This is a genomic window from Streptomyces lacrimifluminis, assembly GCF_014646095.1.
Classification (GTDB): domain Bacteria; phylum Actinomycetota; class Actinomycetes; order Streptomycetales; family Streptomycetaceae; genus Streptomyces; species Streptomyces lacrimifluminis.
In genome coordinates, this window is record NZ_BMMU01000003.1 from 251,237 (window position 1) to 270,063 (window position 18,827).

Annotated in this window: 15 protein-coding genes; 5 read left to right on the forward strand and 10 right to left on the reverse strand. The window is 72.2% G+C overall.

What is annotated here, in order from left to right; all coding sequences use genetic code 11:
• Positions 1–20: 20 nt before the first annotated feature.
• From mycP to IEY89_RS06605, 5 genes are all read right to left on the reverse strand, one after another.
• Positions 21–1,226 carry a type VII secretion-associated serine protease mycosin gene (gene mycP / locus IEY89_RS06585; RefSeq protein WP_189146307.1) on the reverse strand — a complete coding sequence of 402 codons (1,206 nt, stop codon included), beginning with the start codon at positions 1,224–1,226 and terminating at the stop codon, positions 21–23.
• On the reverse strand, positions 1,223–3,622 hold the full coding sequence (locus tag IEY89_RS40445; RefSeq protein ID WP_229695074.1) for a hypothetical protein: 2,400 nt from the start codon (positions 3,620–3,622) through the stop codon (positions 1,223–1,225). Before IEY89_RS40445 ends, mycP begins: the two co-directional genes overlap by 4 nt.
• A gap of 438 nt (positions 3,623–4,060) precedes the next feature.
• Positions 4,061–4,843: a 3-oxoacyl-ACP reductase gene (locus IEY89_RS06595; protein WP_189146308.1), complete on the reverse strand. Its 783-nt coding sequence runs from the start codon at positions 4,841–4,843 to the stop codon at positions 4,061–4,063.
• Positions 4,840–6,246 (reverse strand): aldehyde dehydrogenase family protein, encoded by a 1,407-nt coding sequence (locus IEY89_RS06600; protein ID WP_189146309.1) that lies wholly within the window; start codon positions 6,244–6,246, stop codon positions 4,840–4,842. Before IEY89_RS06600 ends, IEY89_RS06595 begins: the two co-directional genes overlap by 4 nt.
• 11 nt (positions 6,247–6,257) lie before the next feature.
• Positions 6,258–7,628 carry a glutamine synthetase family protein gene (locus IEY89_RS06605; protein ID WP_189146310.1) on the reverse strand — a complete coding sequence of 457 codons (1,371 nt, stop codon included), beginning with the start codon at positions 7,626–7,628 and terminating at the stop codon, positions 6,258–6,260.
• Positions 7,629–7,723: 95 nt separating this feature from the next.
• Between IEY89_RS06605 and IEY89_RS06610 the strand changes: the two genes are divergently transcribed.
• Together IEY89_RS06610 and IEY89_RS06615 are read left to right on the forward strand one after the other, a co-directional pair.
• Positions 7,724–8,458, forward strand: a complete 735-nt coding sequence (locus IEY89_RS06610) for a FadR/GntR family transcriptional regulator (protein WP_189146311.1) — start codon at positions 7,724–7,726, stop codon at positions 8,456–8,458.
• A 71-nt stretch (positions 8,459–8,529) separates the two neighbouring features.
• Positions 8,530–9,252: a gamma-glutamyl-gamma-aminobutyrate hydrolase family protein gene (locus IEY89_RS06615; RefSeq protein ID WP_189146312.1), complete on the forward strand. Its 723-nt coding sequence runs from the start codon at positions 8,530–8,532 to the stop codon at positions 9,250–9,252.
• A 129-nt stretch (positions 9,253–9,381) separates the two neighbouring features.
• Here IEY89_RS06615 and IEY89_RS06620 read toward each other — a convergent pair whose 3' ends face one another.
• On the reverse strand, positions 9,382–10,305 hold the full coding sequence (locus IEY89_RS06620) for a LysR family transcriptional regulator (RefSeq protein WP_189146313.1): 924 nt from the start codon (positions 10,303–10,305) through the stop codon (positions 9,382–9,384).
• Positions 10,306–10,375: 70 nt separating this feature from the next.
• On the opposite strand from IEY89_RS06620, the gene IEY89_RS06625 reads away from it, so the two are divergent.
• Positions 10,376–11,578: a TDT family transporter gene (locus IEY89_RS06625; protein ID WP_189146494.1), complete on the forward strand. Its 1,203-nt coding sequence runs from the start codon at positions 10,376–10,378 to the stop codon at positions 11,576–11,578.
• Here the strand turns inward: IEY89_RS06625 and IEY89_RS06630 are convergent.
• The 4 genes from IEY89_RS06630 to IEY89_RS06645 all read right to left on the reverse strand — a co-directional run bounded on the left by IEY89_RS06630 (position 11,505) and on the right by IEY89_RS06645 (position 16,331).
• Positions 11,505–12,248: a helical backbone metal receptor gene (locus IEY89_RS06630; RefSeq protein ID WP_189146314.1), complete on the reverse strand. Its 744-nt coding sequence runs from the start codon at positions 12,246–12,248 to the stop codon at positions 11,505–11,507. The two genes, IEY89_RS06625 and IEY89_RS06630, sit on opposite strands and share 74 nt — an antisense overlap.
• A gap of 119 nt (positions 12,249–12,367) precedes the next feature.
• Positions 12,368–12,937 carry a helix-turn-helix domain-containing protein gene (locus tag IEY89_RS06635; protein WP_189146315.1) on the reverse strand — a complete coding sequence of 190 codons (570 nt, stop codon included), beginning with the start codon at positions 12,935–12,937 and terminating at the stop codon, positions 12,368–12,370.
• A 468-nt stretch (positions 12,938–13,405) separates the two neighbouring features.
• Positions 13,406–15,244 (reverse strand): ABC transporter permease/substrate binding protein, encoded by a 1,839-nt coding sequence (locus tag IEY89_RS06640; RefSeq protein ID WP_189146316.1) that lies wholly within the window; start codon positions 15,242–15,244, stop codon positions 13,406–13,408.
• Complete coding sequence (locus IEY89_RS06645) at positions 15,237–16,331, reverse strand: quaternary amine ABC transporter ATP-binding protein (RefSeq protein ID WP_189146317.1); 1,095 nt, start codon at positions 16,329–16,331, stop codon at positions 15,237–15,239. The genes IEY89_RS06640 and IEY89_RS06645 overlap by 8 nt, the downstream gene beginning before the upstream one ends.
• A 248-nt stretch (positions 16,332–16,579) precedes the next feature.
• Here IEY89_RS06645 and IEY89_RS06650 point away from each other — a divergent pair, with 248 nt between their 5' ends.
• Positions 16,580–17,509, forward strand: a complete 930-nt coding sequence (locus IEY89_RS06650; protein WP_229695084.1) for a 5'-3' exonuclease — start codon at positions 16,580–16,582, stop codon at positions 17,507–17,509.
• A 209-nt stretch (positions 17,510–17,718) separates the two neighbouring features.
• On the forward strand, positions 17,719–18,567 hold the full coding sequence (locus IEY89_RS06655; RefSeq protein ID WP_189146318.1) for a siderophore-interacting protein: 849 nt from the start codon (positions 17,719–17,721) through the stop codon (positions 18,565–18,567).
• Positions 18,568–18,827: the final 260 nt, after the last annotated feature.

Consider the following 18,827-nt stretch of genomic DNA (forward strand, 5'->3'; position numbering starts at 1 on the left):
GGTCATCGCACGCGAGCGTCTCAGAAGCTGTCGTCGTACGAGTCGTAGGCGGAGTGGTCGGCCGTCCTGCGGCGACCGCGCCACAGCGAGACCGACGCGACCAGGAGCACGACACCGAGGCCGCCGGCGGCGGGTCCGGCCCAGTTGAAGGTGTCGTCCTCTTCGGGAGCCGGGTCCGGGCCCGCGCCGAAGTACTCCTTGCCGTACGCGGTCGGCGTGAGTCCTTCCGGCTTGAGCTTGGTTGCCGCCTTGATGGCGGCGGCGGGGTCGATGAAGCCGAAGCCGCGTGAGTCGTCACGGCCGCCGTCCGGGGCGTTGCGGGCCGTGTCCTCCAGGAGCTTCTTGATCTGGGCCGGGGTCAGTCCGGGGTGGGCGGCCTTGATGAGGGCGACCGCGCCGGAGACGAACGCGGCGGCTGCGCTCGTGCCCCAGCCCTCGTAGTAGCGGTGGTCGGGGGCGGCGATGACGACGTCGACGCCGGGGGCGCTGACCGTGGCGTACCAGCGGCGGGTGGAGAAGGAGGCGCGGGTGCCGTACTTGTCGACGGCGGTCGCCGCGATGACGCCCGGGTAGGCGGCCGGGTAGGAGATGTGGTCGCCCTTCTCGCCGCCGTTGCCGGCCGAGGCGACGACGACGGCGCCCTTCCTCAGGGCGTACTGGACGGCCTCGTCCTCGGCGGGCTCGGGATGCGCGGACTTCGAGTCGTCGCCGAGGGAGAGGTTGATGACGTCGGCGCCCTGGTCGGCGGCCCAGCGGATGCCTTCGGCGAGGGCGTTGCCGCGGGTGTTGCGCGCCTTGGCGCGGGCCGAGTCGCCGTCTTCGAGGATCACGCGGACGGGCAGGATCTTGGCCTGGGGGGCGATGCCGAGGACGCCGTCCTCGTTGTCGTAGCCGTGGCCGTGACCGGCGATGATGCCGGCCATGGCGGTGCCGTGCTTGGCCCAGGACTCGTCGCCCCGGCTCGCTCCGAAGCCGACCATGTCCTTGCCTTCGAGGACGTTGCCGACGAGGTCGGGGTGGTCGGCCTCGACGCCGGTGTCGAGCACGGCGACCGTGATGCCCTTGCCCTTGGTCGTCCGCCAGGCCTCCTGCGTGTGCATGGCGTCCAGGGCCCACTGCTGGGCCCGGATGCTGTCGGCGTACGCGCTGGTGGCGGGCAGGAGGGTCAGGGAACCGGCGAGGAGGAGGACGAGGAGCCCGCTTCGGGCCGTGCGGGTGCGGGTCATGACGGCAGCTTCGGGGCCGAGCTGACGGTCTTCCGGAGGGCCCGTTCGACGCGGTCGGCCAGGCCCTTCGCCTCGTGGCCGAGGCCCGCCTGGGCGAGGGCCGTGGTGGCGCCGGACGCCATGGCCTCCTCGGCGGGCTGCGGGGCGTCGACGGTGCGGCCGTCGGCCCAGCCGGAGACGGCGTACGTGATGACGGGGGCGTCGGTGAGGACGGAGATGGTCCAGGAGGCTCGCCGGGCGTCCGTGAAGTCGTCGGCGACGGTGTTCTTCGCGGCGTACGGGCGGGGCATCAGGTCGGTACGGCGGTCGAGGTTCTCGTTGCTGAAGCGGGTGCGCAGGGCGCGCATCGCGGTGACGTCGGCCCTGGTGAAGAGGAGGCCGACGGTGGTGACGTAGCTCTGCGTCTCGTCGGTGTAGGTGGCGCGCAGGAGGCGCTGGCAGCCGACCGGCGCGAGGGCCTTGCCCAGCAACGGGTCGAAGGCGTCGGCACAGCCGCTGTCCGGGGCGACGGCGATCCGGGTCCAGGTCCGGTCGGCGCCCCCGGGGCCGGCTCCGTCGCCCTCGATGGTGGGTGGGAAGAGCCGGTCCACGGGGACGCTGTGCCAGAGACTCCCTGCCGCGCTGAACGCGGTGCGTGAACCGGCGTCCCCCGAGGCCTCCCCGGTCAGCCAACTCCCGGTCAGCGCACCGCCGATGAGCCCGAGTCCGAGCACGGCACAGGCGACGGCCAGCAGCGCCCTGCCGCTGAAACTGAAGGAGCGGGACCTCTCCCCACCGCCGTACACGTCGGGTTGCGCGAGCGAGACGACGGGCCGCCCGGAGCCGACACCACCGGCGGCGCCGTAGGAGGAGCTCCAGGACAGGGCGGGGTCGGGCGTGCCGGGCGCGGGGGGCGTGTTCGCGGGGCCGGGCCGCTCGGTGGGCGCCGAAGGCATCCCGGCGGCGCCCGGCACCTTGGGCGGGTCGGCCACTGCCGGGTTCGGCAGGTACGGGCGACCGGCGGGGGTGTTGGCGGGCCGCGGAGGATCGACGGGGGCAGGGGGCGTCCCGGCGGCGCCAGAACGGCTGCCGGGTGCCTGGGACGGGCCCGGGAGATACGGGCGGCCGATGGGAGCGGAGGACACGCTCGCCGGACGCGGCCGACCGACGGGGGCCGGGGGCGTCTCGGCGGTGCCCGGACGGCTGCCCGGCGCCTGGGGCGAGTGGCCCACGGACGGGTCCGGCAGGTACGGGCGACCGGCGGGAGTGTCGGCGGGCCGCGGAGGATCGAAGGGCGCCGACGGCGTACCGGCGGCGCCCGGACGGCCGTTCGGCGCCTGGGGCGGGTCGGCCACAGGCGGGTCCGGGAGATACGGGCGGCCGGAGGGGGCGTTCGCGGGGCGCGACGGACCGGCGGGCATCGGCGGCGTCTCGGCGGCGCCCGGACGGGCGTTCGGCGACTTAGTCGGGTCCGAGACGAACGGACGCCCGACGGGAGCCGACGGCACATCCACGGGCCGCGACACACCAGCCGACACCGACGCCGTCCCGGAGGCACCCGGACGCATGCCCGGCGCCTGAGACGAATCCGAGACGAACGGACGCCCCACGGGAGCCGACGGCACATCCACAGGCCGCGGAGGACCAGCCGGCGGCGACGGCGTCGCGGTGGCCGGGCGGGTGTTCGGTGTCCCGGGTTGGCTCAGGCGGTACGGGCGGCCGGTGGGGGCGAGGGGCTGGTCCGGGGTGCGTGGTCCGGTCTTGGGGGCGGCGGGAGGCTGGTCGGTGGAGCGCGCCTGGTGCCCGGGGGCGGGCCTGCCGTTCGGGCCGGGGGGCGTCTCGTCGGTGCGTGGCTGGTCGCTCGGTCGCGGAGGGGCCTTACGGAGGCGCCGGGTGGTCTCCGACTCGGCGTCGGCGAGGGCGGCCGGGCGCCAGGGCGCCACGGGCGGCTGGTGGGTCGGGCGCGGCGGCAGGTCGGGGTGGGGGCGCGGTGCCGCCGAGGTGCGGTCGGCCGGGGGCGCGTCGGGGAGCCGGGTGGCGGAGGGCGGCGGGGCTATGGGGTCGCTGGCCTCCCGGGAGGGAGCACGCAGGTGCGGGAACGGGGGTGGGGCAGCGTCCGTCGCGGTGTTCGACGTCGGCGTGGGGAAGACCGGTGCGCCGGGAGTCGTCGAGCCGGATGTCACGGGGCCGCCGGCGGTCGCACCAGGTGCACCGGGCGTACGCCCGGACCCGCTCGCCGCGTCCCCGGTCACGCCGGACTCCCGGGCGTCGCTCCCCGTGCCGTTCCTGCCGGTCCCCGGCGCACCCTGCGCCTCGTCGGCCGTGCCACCCGTACCGTCCGTGACCGGCGCCCCGGTCGGCGGTGGAGGGGTGGCCGGGCGCGGGGGGATGGAGGCGCGCCGCGCTTCCGTGCTCATGCACCCCCCGTTTCCTCGTACCGGCGCAGGGCCGCGGAGTCGGTGCGGCGCGGGACGCGGCCGTCCCGGGCAGGCATACCCGCGCGGGCGGGCGGCCATCCGGACGCGTACCTCCGCGCGCGAAGGCTCCTCCCTGCGTGAAGCGTCACTCTACGGGTTGACACCCGCCGAACGGGAACCAGTCCGCGGCACCGGGGCTTCTGCCCGGATCGTCCCTCTGCCCTGCGGTAATCGTGCCCGGCAGACTTCGTTCATGACGGCCCGCGCCGCTGCCCGGCCGGTCACGGCCGGCCCTCCGCACCGGCCGGCGGACCAAGTGTCCCGGGACACCCTCCGCCCCCGCCCGGTGCGGAGGGGGCGAAGGCACTTCGGGTGCGCGCCGGTGGTCGGTCCGGCTGCTCCCCCGTCTTCCGGAACCCGTCAGGCGTACGGCTGTTGCTACACCGGTGTGACGTACGCGCCCGCGATGCCGCCGTCGACCAGGAAGTCGGTGGCGTTGACGAACGAGGAGTCGTCGCTGGCCAGGAAGGCGACAGCGGCGGCGATCTCGTCGGCCTCGGCGAACCGTCCGACCGGGATGTGGACGAGCCGGCGGGCGGCGCGCTCGGGGTCCTTGGCGAACAGTTCCTGGAGGAGCGGGGTGTTCACCGGCCCCGGGCAGAGGGCGTTGACACGGATGCCCTCCCGGGCGAACTGAACGCCCAGCTCGCGGGTCATCGCGAGGACGCCGCCCTTGGACGCGGTGTACGAGATCTGGGAGGTGGCCGCGCCCATCCTCGCCACGAACGAGGCGGTGTTGATGATCGAGCCCTTGCCCTGGCGCCGCATGTAGGGGATCGCGGCCTTGCAGCACAGGAAGACGGAGGTCAGGTTGACCTCCTGGACGCGCTTCCAGGCCTCCAGGCCGGTGTCCAGGATGGAGTCGTCGTCGGGCGGCGAGATACCGGCGTTGTTGAACGCGATGTCGACGCTGCCGTAGGTGTCGTACGCGGTCTTGAACAGTGCCTCGACCTGCTCGGGGTCGGTGACGTCGACCTTGACGAAGACGCCGCCCACCTCGTCGGCGGCGGCCTTGCCGCGTGTCTCGTCGACGTCGCCGCAGACGACGTGGGCGCCCTCGGAGGCGAGCCTGCGCGCGGTGGCGAGGCCGATGCCGCTGCCGGCACCGGTGATGACGGCGGTACGGCCGACGAGACGCCTGCAAATGTTCTCTGCGGTCACTGTGCGGGGCCTTCCGTGCTGATGAAGACGTTCTTCGTCTCGGTGAAGGCGGTGAGGGCGTCCGGGCCGAGCTCACGGCCGATCCCGGACTGCTTGAAGCCGCCGAAGGGGGTCCAATAGCGCACGCTGGAGTGCGAGTTGACGGACAGGTTGCCTGCCCGGACGGCCTGTGACACGCGCAGGGCGCGGCCGACGTCCCGGGTCCAGATGGAGCCCGAGAGGCCGTAGTCGGTGCCGTTGGCGAGTGCCACGGCGTCCGCCTCGTCGTCGAAGGGGAGGACGACGGCGACGGGGCCGAAGACCTCCTCGACGGCTACACGCGCGTGCGGGTCGACGTCGGTGAGGACGGTGGGCGGGAACCAGAAGCCGGGGCCCTCGGGCGCCTCGCCCCGGATGCCTGGCAGGTCGTCGGTGACATACGCGCGTACGCGGTCCAGTTGGGCCCTGGAGATCAGCGGGCCCATCTGGGTCTTCTCGTCCGCCGGGTCGCCGACGAGGACGGATTCGACGGCGGGGGCGAGGAGGCCGAGGAAGCGGTCGTACACGGAGCGCTCGACGAGGATGCGGGTGCGGGCGCAGCAGTCCTGGCCGGAGTTGTCGAGGAACGACATGGGCGCTGCCGCCGCGGCGGCCTCGATGTCCGCGTCGGCGAAGACGATGTTGGGGCTCTTGCCGCCGAGTTCGAGGGTGACACGCTTGAGGAGCGCCGACCCCTTCGCCAGCACCTGCTTGCCCACACCTGTCGACCCGGTGAAGACGATCTTCGCGACGCCCGGGTGCTCGACGAGTGCGCTGCCCGCGACGGGACCGTGGCCCGGCAGCACCTGGAAGAGGCCCTCCGGCAGCCCTGCCTCCAGGGCGAGTTCGGCGAGGCGCAGAGCGGTCAGGGGGGTGGTCTCGGCGGGCTTGAGGATCACCGCGTTGCCCGCGGCCAGCGCGGGAGCCGTGCCCCAGGCGGCGATCGGCATGGGGAAGTTCCAGGGCGCGATGACGCCGACGACGCCGAGCGGTTCGAGGAGGGTGATGTCGATGCCGCCGGCCACCGGGATCTGCCGTCCGGTCAGCCGCTCGACGCCGCCCGCCGCGTAGTCGAGCAGATCGCGGACGTTGCCCGCCTCCCAGCGCGCGTTGCCGATGACGTGCCCGGCCTCCCGCACCTCCAACTGGGCCAGTTCTTCGAGGTGTTCGTCGACGGTGGCCGCGAAGCGGCGCAGCAGACGGGCACGGTCTGCGGGCGGGAGGGCCGCCCAGCGCGTCTGTGCCCGCGTCGCCCGGACGACGGCCGCGTCGACGTCCTCCCGGGTGGCGGCGGGGACGGTGGCGACGACCTCCTCGGTCGCGGGATTGAGTACTTCGAGCTCGTGCTCATGCTCGTACGACAAGAAAGGACCTCTCACAGACATTTCACAGACGTTCAGAGACGTTCGAAGGAGCGGCGAAGCTCCCAGTCGGTCACCGCGGCGTCGAAGGCGTCGAGTTCGACGCGGGCCATGTTGCGGTAGTGGGCGACCACCTCGTCGCCGAAGGCCGCCTTGGCGATGGGGCTGTTCTCCCACAGCTCGGCGGCCTCGCGCAGGGTGGTGGGGACATGTGCGTACTCGCCGGCGTACGCGTTGCCCGCGCACGCCTCGGGCAGTTCCAGTTTCTGCTCGATGCCGTACAGGCCGGCGGCGACCAGTCCGGCGACGGCGAGGTACGGGTTGACGTCGCCGCCGGGCAGCCGGTTCTCGAACCGCATGGACCGGCCGTGGCCGACGATCCGCAGCGCGCAGGTGCGGTTGTCGTAGCCCCAGGCGACGGCGGTCGGGGCGAACGAGCCCGGCTGGAACCTCTTGTACGAGTTGATGTTGGGCGCGTAGAGGAGCGAGAAGTCCCGCAGGGCGGCGAGCTGCCCGGCGAGGAAGTACCGCATCACCTCGGACATGCCGCCCGGATCGGCGGGGGTGCCGGCCATGACGTTGGTGCCGTCGGCGTCGGCGAGCGAGAGGTGGATGTGGCAGGAGTTGCCCTCGCGCTCGTTGTACTTGGCCATGAAGGTGAGCGAGACGCCTTCCTGGCTGGCGATCTCCTTGGCGCCGGTCTTGTAGACGGCGTGCTGGTCGCAGGTGACGAGGGCGTCGTCGTACTTGAAGGCGATCTCGTGCTGGCCCGGATTGCACTCGCCCTTGGCGGACTCGACGGTCAGCCCGGCGGCCGTCATCTCGTTCCGGATGCGGCGCAGGAGGGGCTCGATGCGGCCGGTGCCGAGGACCGAGTAGTCGATGTTGTACTGGTTGGCCGGGGTCAGTCCGCGGTAGTTGGCGTCCCAGGCCTGCTCGTAGGTGTCCTTGAAGACGATGAACTCGAGTTCCGTGCCCACCTTGGCGCTGAACCCGTGCTCGGCGAGCCGGTCCAGCTGGCGGCGGAGCACCTGGCGGGGTGCGGCGACCACCGGGGAGCCGTCGTTCCAGGCGAGGTCGGCGACGAGGAACGCCGTACCGGCGTTCCAGGGCAGCCGCCGGAGCGTCGACAGGTCGGGACGCATGGCGAAGTCGCCGTACCCCCGCTCCCAGCTGGACATCTCATAGCCACCAACCGTGTTCATCTCGGTGTCGACGGCGAGGAGGTAGTTGCAGCCTTCGGTGCCGTGCTCCAGGACGTCGTCGAGGAAGAAACGGGCGGCGAACCGCTTGCCCTGGAGCCGCCCCTGCATGTCGGGGAACGCCAGGACAACAGTGTCGATCTCTCCGCTCGCGACGAGGGCGTGCAGCTCCTCGACGCTCAGCGGGGGTGTGCGGTCTGCCACGGGAAAGCTCCTTCGGCTTCTGCGCGCTTCTTCGGCCGGGCCGGAAGCCATAAGGTATTGCGGAGAACCATTGCTTGGGAAGGGGGCACGACGAGATGTCGCTGGACGCGGAGGGCGGCTTGGAGGACCGGTTGACGCCGGTGCTGCGGCCCGTGCGGGCGGGCAACGGGTTCGAGGAGGCGCTGGAACAGATCCTCCAGGTCGTACGACTGGGCCTGGTACCGGGCGGCGAGCGGCTGCCGGCCGAGCGCGAACTCGCGGAGCGGCTCGGAATCAGCCGGGTGACGCTGCGCGAGGTGCTGAAGGTGCTCCAGGACCAGGGGCTCGTGGAGTCGCGGCGCGGCCGGTACGGCGGCACGTTCGTGCTCCCCCGGGACGGCGCGGGCGGCGAGGTCGAGTTGCGGCGGCGGATCAGCGCGGTCGACATCGAGGACGTCCTTCGCTTCCGGGAGGTGCTGGAGGTGGGCGCGGCGGGTCTGTGCGCGCGGCACGGGCTGTCGGCCGAGCAGGCGGCCCGGCTGCGGGAGGCGCTGGCGCGCACCCAGGACGCGCCGCTGCCGGACTACCGCCGCCTGGACACGCTGCTCCACCTCACGCTCTCCGAGCTGTGCGGCTCCCCGACGCTGACCTCGCAGTACGCGGCGGTACGGGCGACGGTGAACGACCTGCTGGACTGCATCCCGCTGCTGGTCCGCAACCTGGAGCACTCGCAGCGGCAGCACGCCGCGCTGGTGGACGCGGTGCTCGACGGGGACGCGGACGGGGCGCGGGAGATGATGCGGGAGCACTGTGCGGGGACGGCGGCGCTGTTGCGGGGGTTCCTGGCGTGACCCGGGTTGCCACCCGGGGCGAGGGTCGGCAAAGGTATGGCCGTACGCCATTGGATGCCAGGAGGGCCCTCGTGACCACGACCGGACGACGACCGCTCATCGGTGTCAGCACGTACCTGGAGTCCAGGACGCGCTGGGGTGCGTGGGAGCTGCCCACGGCGCTGCTGCCGGCCGGGTATCCGCGGCTCGTGCAGCGGGCCGGGGGCATCGCCGCCCTGCTCCCGCCGGACGACCCGGCACACGCCGCCGCGACGGTCGCCCGGCTCGACGGTGTCGTGATCGCGGGCGGTCCCGATGTCGATCCGGCCCGGTACGGCGAGGCGCGCGACCCGCGGACGGGCCCGCCCGCCGAGGCGCGGGACACCTGGGAACTGGCCCTGATCGAGGCGGCGTTGGCGACCGGCACCCCGTTGCTGGGCATCTGCCGGGGCATGCAGCTGCTGAACGTCGCCCTGGGCGGCACGCTGGTCCAGCACATCGACGGCCACGCGGAGACACCGGGCGTCTTCGGCCACCACACCGTGAAGCCGGTACCGGGCACGCGGTACGCGGAAGCGGTACCGGAGGAGACATCGGTACCCACCTTCCACCATCAGGCGGTGGACCGCCTGGGCAGGGGACTGCTGCCATCGGCGTACGCGGCGGACGGGACGGTGGAGGCGGTGGAGGCGGAGGGTTCCGAGTGGCTACTGGGGGTGCAGTGGCACCCCGAGATGGGTGAGGACCTGAGGGTGATGGAGGCGTTGGTGGGCGCTGCCCCCGAACCCCCGCTCCTCAAACGCCGGACGGGCTGACTGTCCAGCCCGTCCGGCGTTTGAGGACGAGGCCGTTCAGGCCGACAGCGGGGGTCTGGGGGCGGCAGCCCCCAGGGACGGGACGGGTAAGGGCGGCGGGGGCGGAACAACCCACCGCCCGCCAACGCCTCACCCCCGCGTCAACCCCAGCAACTCCCGCGCGGGCCCCACCGGCCGATGCCCCGTCGGCCACACGGCCCGCAGGTCACGGTCCAACCGCACCCCGTCCAACGGCACACACACCAGCCGCCGCGTCGCCAACTCCTCCCCCACCGCCAGTTCACTGAGCACCGCGGGCCCCGCGCCACCCACCGCCGACGCCTTCACCGCGGTCGTCGACGACAGTTCGATCAGCGGACGCGCCAACCCGCCCAACGCGGTGTTCAGCACCTGCCGCGTCCCAGACCCCTCCTCCCGGAGGATCAACGGCGTCACCGCCAGTTCCTCCGCACCCACCGGCTTCCGCCGCCGCGCCCACGGGTGCCCCGGCGCCGTCACCACGATCAGCCGGTCCTTCGCGACGACCACCGAGTCCAGCCCGCCCGGTACGCCCGTCCCCTCCACGAAACCGAGGTCGGCCTCGTCCGACAGGACCCGTTCGGCCACCGCCGCCGAGTTCCCCGCGAGCAGCGACACCGCCGTCTCGGGCCGCAGCGCGCGCAGTGCCAGCAGCCAGCCCGGCAGCAGGTACTCGGCGATCGTCATACTGGCCGCCACCCGCAGCCGGGAGTCGCGTCGCGTACGCAGGGCCTGCGCCCCGGCGTCGAACGCCTCCGCCGCCTCCACGACCCGCCGGGCCCAGTCCGTGACGAGCACACCGGCGTCCGTCAGGCGGGACCCGCGCGGCGAGCGGTCCACGAGAGCCACGCCAAGCTGGCGTTCCATCGACCGGATGCGGCTGCTGGCGGCCGGCTGTGTGACGCCCAGCTCCTGCGCGGCCCGCCCGAGGCTCCCCAGCCGCGCCACGGCCAGCAGCAGCTCCATCGCCCCGAGGTCGGGAACCCGCCGCGCGACCCCCGACGACTGCACGGCCCTGCCCTCCACATCACCCATAGATCCAGCTTATGCCCTCATTCACCGGAACCCCCTGGTGACCGCCCTCACCCCGCGCGACGGTGAGGACATGGCCCCCGCAGCACCCTCCCTCGCCCGCCCACTCCCCGGATCTCAATCCCAATCCCAGTCCCGGCCCCAGTCCCCCTCACAGCCCCGGCGCCTGTCAGCGCGCCTCGGCAGCCTCCGCCATCTCGGCCCCAACTGGTACGCCCCCGTCATGGGCACGACGATCGTGGGCACCGCGGGCGCCGGTCTCCCCGGCGCGGACGGCATCCCTGGACTGCGTACCGTCTGCACGGCCGTGTGGGTCCTCTCCCTCGCCCTGCTGCTCGCGCTGCTCTGCGCCCGCGCCCTGCACTGGGCCCACCACGGCGACCAGGCCCGCACCCACCTCCTCGACCCGGCGACGGCACCCTTCTACGGCTGCCTCGCCATGGCCCTGACGGCCGTCGGCGGTGGCGCCCTCGTCGTCGGCCGGGACTGGATCGGCCTCCCGGCCGCGCTCGCCCTGGACGCGGTCCTGTTCACCGCCGGGACGGTCGTCGGACTCGCCGCCGCCGTCGCCGTCCCGTACCTCCTGGTCGTACGACGGGGAACACCCAGCCCCGTCTGGCTGCTCCCCGTCGTCGCGCCCATGGTGTCCGCGGCGCTCGGTCCCCTTCTCGTCCCCCACCTCCCGCCCGGGCAGGGGCAGCGGACACTGCTGTTCGCCTGCCTGGCCATGTTCGGCCTGAGCCTGCTCGCCACCCTCGTGATGCTGCCGGTCGTCTTCGCGCGCCTGGTCACGAGCGGTCCGCTCCCGCTCGCCCTCACCCCGACCCTGTTCCTGGTCCTGGGCCCGCTCGGCCAGTCCACCACCGCCGCCGGCCACTTCGCCGACCTCGCCCCGGACGTCGTCCACCTCCCGCATGCCGCCGCCGTTGCCGCCGCCGTCCTCTACGGCGCGCCCGTCATGGGCTTCGCCCTGCTGTGGCTCGGCCTCGCCGGGGCCCTGGTGGTGCGCGCCCGGCGCCGGGGCATGGGCTTCGCGATGACGTGGTGGGCCTTCACCTTCCCGGTGGGCACCTGTGTCACCGGTGCGGAGAGTCTCGGCCGGCAGACCGGGCTCGGCGCCTTCGACGTCCTCGCCGTCGCCCTGTACGCGCTGCTCGTCGCCGCCTGGGCCGGCGCCGCCGTCCGTACCGTCCGGGGCCTGGTCAGCGGTGAGCTGCTCGCAGGGCCTCGCCCAGCACCTGGGGCGCCTCTGCCAGGGACGGCCCGTACCAGGTGAGGTGGCGCCCGCTGACGAGCGCGCAGGGCAGCCCCTCGAACGCCTCGGGACCGTCCTCGGCCGTGAAGCGGTACGGCTCGTCCGGCAGCACGACCGTCCCGGTACGCGCGGCGGCCCGCAGTTCCTCGACGGGTACGCGCGGATAGCGTTCACTGTGGCCCGCGTACGCGTTGTCGACGCCCAGCCGCGCCAGCACGTCACCCGCGAAGGTGTCCCGCCCGAGCACCATCCAGGGGCGCCGCCAGATCGGCACGACAGCACTCGTGCGACCGTCGGCGGCCGTCCTCCACCATCGCTCCGGCGCCGACCACGCCGTCTCCGCCTCGTCCAGCCACCGGGGCCGCGACGCCGCGCCGCACGCCGTCACCACCCGCTCCAGCTCCCGGAACGCCTGCGGCACGGTCCGTACTTCGGTGAGCAGCACCTCGATGCCCGCCGTGCGCAGGGCCGCGAGGTCGGGTTCGCGGTTCTCCTCCTCGTTGGCGACGACCAGGTCCGGCGCGAGGTCGACGATCCGCTCGACCTTGGGGTTCTTGGTGCCGCCGACGCGTACGACGTCGGCGCCGAGGTCGGCCGGGTGGGTGCACCAGTCCGTGGCACCGACCAGAACGCCGGGCACCGTGACCGCCACCGCCTCCGTCAGGGACGGCACCAACGAGATCACCCTCATGGTCGTGCTCTCCAACTGCCGATCAGCGGATACGGGTTGACGGCGAACGCCGGGTCGTGGAGCAGCCGCGAGGGTGGGTGAGGGGCGTTCCGGCGCCCGAGTGCCTCAGCGACCGCGTTTCAGCGCCGCCCGTCCTGCACCGGCTCGATGTGTTCGGCCACCGCCACCACGATCACCCGGGTGTCCGGCACGGTCGCACGCCAGCGGTGCCGCACCCCGCCGGTCAGATACAGCGTGTCGCCGCGGCCGAGCCGGTGTGCGCGGCCCTCCGCCTCGATCTCGACGGCGCCGTCGGCGACGTACATCAACTCGTCGTTGCGGTGCTGGAACTCGCGGCCGGCGTCGTGGTCACCCGTGAACTCCATGGCGTGCAGCTGCTGGTGGCCCCGGACGAGGGAGCGCACGAGGGGCTCGTCGGGGACGGGTTCGAGGGCGTCGGCGCGGACGACGTCGACGCTGCACGCCGGGTCGGCCGCCGCGAGGAGTTCGACGGCGGTGGTGCGCAGGGCGTCGGCGACCTTCTCCAGGGAGCTGCGGCTGGGCCGCGCCCGCTCGTTCTCGATCTGGCTCAGGAAGGGCACGGACAGGCCGCTGCGTTCGGCAACGACGGCGAGGGTGAGCTCCAGCGTCCGCCGCCGCCGCCGGACGGCCGCGCCCACCCGAAGGGGCTGTTCTTTGTGGTCGCCCATAGCTCCGGCTCCCTCCTCGGCTCGTCGTCGCGTCCCGGTGGCGTACGTCCCATCACAGCGCATCGCGCCGCGTGTTCGGTGGCTGTTCGCCGGATCGTCTCCGAACCATGCACGACGCGTTCTCTGATGACTTCCTTGCACCCTACGCATGTTCGTCAAACCGTTTCACGCGCCCGTCACATCGGTGTCACCCTCCGTCGGGCACGACCCCCACGGTTCGCGCCAGTGGAGGGGTCGCCCGGCCCCTCCCGGTGCCCGTCCACGCGCGCGTGCCGCGGACCTGACCAGCGGGACCCGTCCACACGGTGGTCGAGCCAAGGTGATGGCCTAGCGCTCCGTGGTTGGCCGGATCCTTCTCGTACGCGGAACGTGTCCGTCCGGGAACGCCGCGAGGGGTGGGCCGCACCGGAGACACCCGCACGCGCGCGTGCCTCCCGGCTCGACCCACCCCTCCTGAGAGCGGCTCCCTCAGTTGTCCGATACCCCGTTCGCGCCGCTCTTGCCCTCGGAACTGCCGACCGGTGCCCATTTCTCGGCGAGCCCGGGGTTCGCCTTCAGCCAGGCACGCACGGCGTCCTGTTCCCCGCCCTTGCCCGCCTGCTGGATGCGCGCCTCCAGGCCGGTGAGCTGTTTCTCCGTCATGGAGAAGTTCTTCAGCCAGTCGCCGACCTCGGGGTTGTCGTCGGCGAAGCCCTTGCGGGCGAGCGTGTGCACGCCGTCGCCCTCGCCCCAGGCGGCCTTGGGGTCCTTGAGCTTCTTCAGGTCGTAGTCGCTGTACGCCCAGTGCGGCGACCAGAGGGTGACGACGATCGGTTCCTTCTTGGCGTACGCGCGCTTGAGCTCCGCGAGCATGGCCGGGGTGGAGCCGTCGACGACCTCGTACTCGCCGTCGAGGCCGTACTCCCCCAGAACCTTGTCCTTGAGGAGGCCCATCATTCCGGCGCTCGGTTCGATGCCGACGATCCGGCCCTTGAACTTCGACGACTGTCCCTTGAGGTCGGCGAGCGAGTCGACGCCCTTCACGTACGAGGGGACGGTCAGCTCCAGTGAGGTGGGCCCGTACCACTTGCCCAGGTCCTCCAGCTGGTCGCCGTACTTCTTCCAGTACTCGGCGTGGGTGACGGGCAGCCAGGCGTCCGTCTGGAAGTCGATCTGGCCGGTGGCCAGGCCCGTGTACAGCGGGCCGGCCGCGTACTGGGTGGTCGTGACGTTGAAGCCGCGCTCCTCCAGGAGCTCCTTCCACAGGAAGGTCGTGGCGATGCCCTCGTCCCACGGGATGTAGCCGATGGTGACCTTCTTGCCCTGGCCCACGTCCGTCCCGGTGGCCGCGGTGGTCTGCGCGGAGGAGCCGAAGATGCCGAGTCCGCCGGCGACGAGCGCCAGGACGACCACGCCGGCCAGCGCGACGACCGGGCGGGGGCGGTGGTTCCAGAGCTTCGGCGTGCCCGCGGTACGGGCTTTCGCGGCGGCGCGACGGCCCAGCGGGGAGATCTGGGCGCCGAGGGCGCCGGTCATCCGGTCGAGGTAGATGGCGAGGACGACGATGCCGAGGCCGGCCTCGAAGCCGAGGCCGATGTCGAGCTGGCCGATGGCCTCGTTGACGGCGCCGCCGAGCCCGCCGGTGCCGACCATGCCGGCGATGACGACCATGGACAGGCCGAGCATGATGACCTGGTTGACACCCGCCATGATCGTCGGGAGCGCGGACGGCAGCTGCACGCGCAGCAGCGTGTCGCGGGGCGGGGTACCGAACGCCTCTGCGGCCTCGACGAGTTCGGCGTCGACCTGCCGGATGCCGAGTTCGGTCATGCGTACGCCGGGCGCGAGCGCGAAGATCAGGGTGGCGACGACGCCCGCCGGAACGCCCATGCCGAAGAACAGGATCGCCGGGATCAGCAGCACCATCGACGGCATCGTCTGGAGCAGGTCCAGGACGGGCCGTACGACGGCGCTGACCGTCTTCGAGCGGGCCGCCCAGATGCCCAGTGGGATCGAGATCACCAGGGCGACCAGGGTGGCGACGAGCACCAGGGCGAGCGTCGACATGGCCTTGTCCCACAGCGCCATGGAGTCGACGAGCGCGAATCCGGCGAAGGCGAGGACGCCCGCGACCAGGCCGCGCAGCCACCAGGCGGCCACCGCGAGGATGCCTGCCAGGAGGAGGGGCTCCGGGGCGGTGAGCACCGCGTAGATGCCGTCGTACAGGCCCTCCACGACCATCTTGATCGCGTCGAAGAGCCAGGACATGTGGTCGACGAGCCAGCTGACTCCGTCGTCGACCCAGTCGCCGAGCTGGAGCCTAGGCACGGGCGGTCACCTTCCCGTCGACGTGGGCGGGGACACTCGGGTTGCCGCAGGGCTCGGGGGCGCCCTGCCGGTCTCCCAGGAAGCCGACGAGGCGCTGACGCCGTACGACACCGACCAGTTCGCCGTCCTCACTGAGCACCGCGACCGGGTGGGACAGCCGGGCGCTCAGCGCGCAGAGCTCGGTGAACGGCGTGTCGGGCGTCACCGTCGGACAGTCGCAGTCGGCCTCGTCACCGCGTGTCTCCGGGTCCATGACTGCGCCCGTGGTGAGCACGCGGGAGCGGTCGACGTCCTTGGTGAAGGAGGCGACGTAGTCGTCGACCGGGCGCACGAGGATGTCCTCCGCGGTGCCCGTCTGGACGATGCGGCCGTCACGCATGACGGCGATGCGGTCGCCCAGACGCATGGCCTCGTTGAGGTCGTGGGTGATGAACACGATGGTCTTCTTGAGAGTCTTCTGGAGTTCCAGGAGCTGGTCCTGCATGTCGCGGCGGATCAGCGGGTCGAGCGCGCTGAACGACTCGTCCATGAGCAGCAGGTCGGCGTCAGTGGCGAGCGCCCGGGCCAGGCCCACGCGCTGCTGCATACCGCCGGACAGCTCGTCGGGCCACGAGTCCTCCCAGCCGGCCAGACCGCACAGGGCGAGCGCCTCGTCGGCGCGGCGTTCACGCTCGGCGCGGGGCACGCCCTGCACGGACAGGCCGTAGGCCGCGTTCTCGCGGACACTGCGGTGCGGGAAGAGCGCGAAGTGCTGGAAGACCATGCTGATCTTGTTCGCCCGCAGCGCGCGCAGTTCGCGGTCGCCGAGCGCGGTCATGTCCTGGCCGTCGAAGCGGACGTGTCCGGCCGTGGGTTCCAGCAGTCCGTTGAGCATGCGCAGCAGCGTCGACTTGCCGGAGCCGGACAGGCCCATGACGACGAAGATCTCGCCGGGTTCCACGCTGAAGGACGCGTCGATGACGGCTGCGGTGGTGCCGTCGTCACGCAGTTCGTCGCGGTCGGCTCCCTGTTCGAGCCGTGTCACCGCGTCGCCGGGTCGTCTGCCGAACACCTTGTACAGATGCTCGGCCTCAAGCCTGGATGACAAGGGTGCTCCTCGGTCGTGTACTTCGGGCGTGTCACTTCGTCGTGTCACTTCGGTCGCGCTCTTCGCTTACGACGGTTGCGCGAACAACCGGTTTTGTCCGTGGCCGCACCTGCCCCTGCTCCACATGGGCAAACGGAGAAGTGGGCCAGTTCACAAGGCTTCGCATAGGTAACGGAAGGCCCGTCGGCGGAACCCCTGGGAGTGCCGGGAAGTGGTGCGAGGGGTGACTGTCAGTGGCGTACGGCATGATGCGAGGCGTGACCGGACGACTGATGCTCCTCGACACCGCCTCGCTCTATTTCCGCGCCTACTTCGGCGTCCCGGATTCCGTGAGAGCTCCGGACGGCACGCCGGTGAACGCCGTGCGCGGGCTGCTCGAATTCATCGACCGGCTGGTCAAGGACCATCGGCCGGACCTCCTGGTCGCCTGCATGGACGCGGACTGGCGTCCGCAGTGGCGGGTCGACCTGATCCCCTCGTACAAGGCCCATCGCGTCGCCGAGGAGCGCGAGACGGGGCCGGACGAGGAGGAGGTGCCGGACACCCTGTCTCCGCAGGTGCCGGTCATCGAAGCGGTGCTGGACGCGGTGGGCATCGCGCGCGTGGGCGTCGCGGGGTACGAGGCGGACGACGTGATCGGCACCTTCACCGCCCGCACCGAGGGCCCCGTGGACATCGTCACCGGCGACCGGGACCTGTACCAACTGGTCGACGACGCGCGCGGAGTGCGTGTCCTGTACCCGCTCAAGGGCGTGGGCACCCTGCAGCTGACGGACGAGGCGTGGCTGCGGGAGAGGTATGGGGTGGACGGGAAGGGGTACGCGGAGCTGGCAATGCTGCGCGGTGACCCGAGCGACGGATTGCCGGGCGTGCCCGGTATCGGCGAGAAGACGGCAGCGAAGCTGCTGGCCCAGTTCGGCGACCTGGCCGGGATCATGGCCGCGGTCGACGACCCGAAGGCGAAGCTGACGCCATCGCAGCGCAAGCGGCTCGACGAGTCACGGCCGTACGTCGAGGTCGCACCCAAGGTCGTCCTGGTGGCCGGCGATGTGCCCCTGCCGGACGTCAACACAGCGGTGCCGCGCACCCCTCGCGACCCCGCGGCGCTCGACGCGCTCGCCGCCCGCTGGGGACTTGGGGGTTCGCTGGAGAGATTGCTCACGACACTCGGCCACTGAAGAACCCGCTCACCGTTCCTGGGGCACGATGCACTCGTGCCCCATCACCAGGCACGAGGCCCTGCACGAGGAGAACCACACCACCGCTCCCGGGAGCATCTCTCTCGTTTTGCGGCGAACTTTGCGAAATCGATCACCTCGGGACACAGGGCTTCACCAAGGGGAGATGCTAACTTAGGTAAGCCTAAGCAAGGAACAGGGAGGCCGTCATGGCAGAGCGCCCGGAACGCAGGGCTCCGAAGCTCCACTCCGCGCAGGTCGTCCGCACCGAGCGGCTGACCCCCCATATGCAGCGCGTGGTTCTGGGCGGCGACGGCCTCTCCGAGTTCTCGGCCGGCACCCGCACCGACCACTACGTGAAGCTGCAGTTCCCGGCCGAAGGCGTCACCTATCCACAGCCCTTCGACCTGCAGCGCATCCGCGAGGAGTTCCCGCGCGAACAGTGGCCCGTGTCCCGCACCTACACGGTGCGCGCCTGGGACCCCGAACTGCGTGAGCTGACCCTCGACTTCGTCCTGCACGGCGACGAGGGCCTGGCCGGCCCCTGGGCGATGCGCGTCCAGCCGGGCGAGACGGTGGTCTTCGGCGGCCCCGGCGGTGCCTACGCCCCCGACCCCGACGCAGACTGGCATCTGCTCGCCGGGGACGAGAGCGCGCTGCCCGCGATCGCCTGCGCCCTGGAGGCGCTGCCCGACGGCGCCAAGGCGTACGCCTTCGTGGAGATCGCCGGCCCCGGGGAGGAGCAGAAGATCGACTCGGACGTGGAGGTCCGCTGGCTGCACCGCGGCGAGCGGCCCCTCGGCGAGGCCCTCGTCGAGGCCGTACGCGCCCTGGAGTTCCCCGCCGGCCGGATGCACGCGTTCGTGCACGGCGAGGCGGCCTTCGTGAAGGAGCTGCGCCGGCTGTTGCGGGTGGAACACGGGATCCCGCGCGAAGATCTCTCGATCTCCGGCTACTGGCGTCTCGGCCACAACGAGGACGGCTGGCAGGCGTCCAAGCGGGATTGGAACGCGCAGGTGGAGGCGGAGCAGGAGCCCGCCGAACCGGCGGCCTCCTGAGTTTCCGCAAGTCCGACGAGTTCCTCTGTGATTCAGGGGCCCGCGACCGCCCGGGCCCCACGTGTCCGGCCCCGTGTGGAGCCGGACCGGCGGCGCACCGCCCCGACTGAACGGGTTTTACGGTCAGGGCGGTCAGGGCGGTCAGGGCGGTCAGGGCGGTCAGGCAGCGATGAACCCCCCTCCCCCAGCGCCACGTTGACGTTCTCGCTCTGGAGCAGGCGGGAGAGCGACTGCACGCCCACACACACCACAGCATCCCG

Bases quoted from the DNA above. Each gene is read 5' to 3' on its own strand.
- mycP (WP_189146307.1), bottom strand. From the start codon at position 1,226: ATGACCCGCACCCGCACGGCCCGAAGCGGGCTCCTCGTCCTCCTCCTC.
- IEY89_RS40445 (WP_229695074.1), bottom strand. From the start codon at position 3,622: ATGAGCACGGAAGCGCGGCGCGCCTCCATCCCCCCGCGCCCGGCCACC.
- IEY89_RS06600 (WP_189146309.1), bottom strand. From the start codon at position 6,246: ATGTCTGTGAGAGGTCCTTTCTTGTCGTACGAGCATGAGCACGAGCTC.
- IEY89_RS06610 (WP_189146311.1), top strand. From the start codon at position 7,724: ATGTCGCTGGACGCGGAGGGCGGCTTGGAGGACCGGTTGACGCCGGTG.
- IEY89_RS06620 (WP_189146313.1), bottom strand. From the start codon at position 10,305: ATGGGTGATGTGGAGGGCAGGGCCGTGCAGTCGTCGGGGGTCGCGCGG.
- IEY89_RS06625 (WP_189146494.1), top strand. From the start codon at position 10,376: ATGGCCCCCGCAGCACCCTCCCTCGCCCGCCCACTCCCCGGATCTCAA.
- IEY89_RS06630 (WP_189146314.1), bottom strand. From the start codon at position 12,248: ATGAGGGTGATCTCGTTGGTGCCGTCCCTGACGGAGGCGGTGGCGGTC.
- IEY89_RS06635 (WP_189146315.1), bottom strand. From the start codon at position 12,937: ATGGGCGACCACAAAGAACAGCCCCTTCGGGTGGGCGCGGCCGTCCGG.
- IEY89_RS06650 (WP_229695084.1), top strand. From the start codon at position 16,580: ATGCGAGGCGTGACCGGACGACTGATGCTCCTCGACACCGCCTCGCTC.
- IEY89_RS06655 (WP_189146318.1), top strand. From the start codon at position 17,719: ATGGCAGAGCGCCCGGAACGCAGGGCTCCGAAGCTCCACTCCGCGCAG.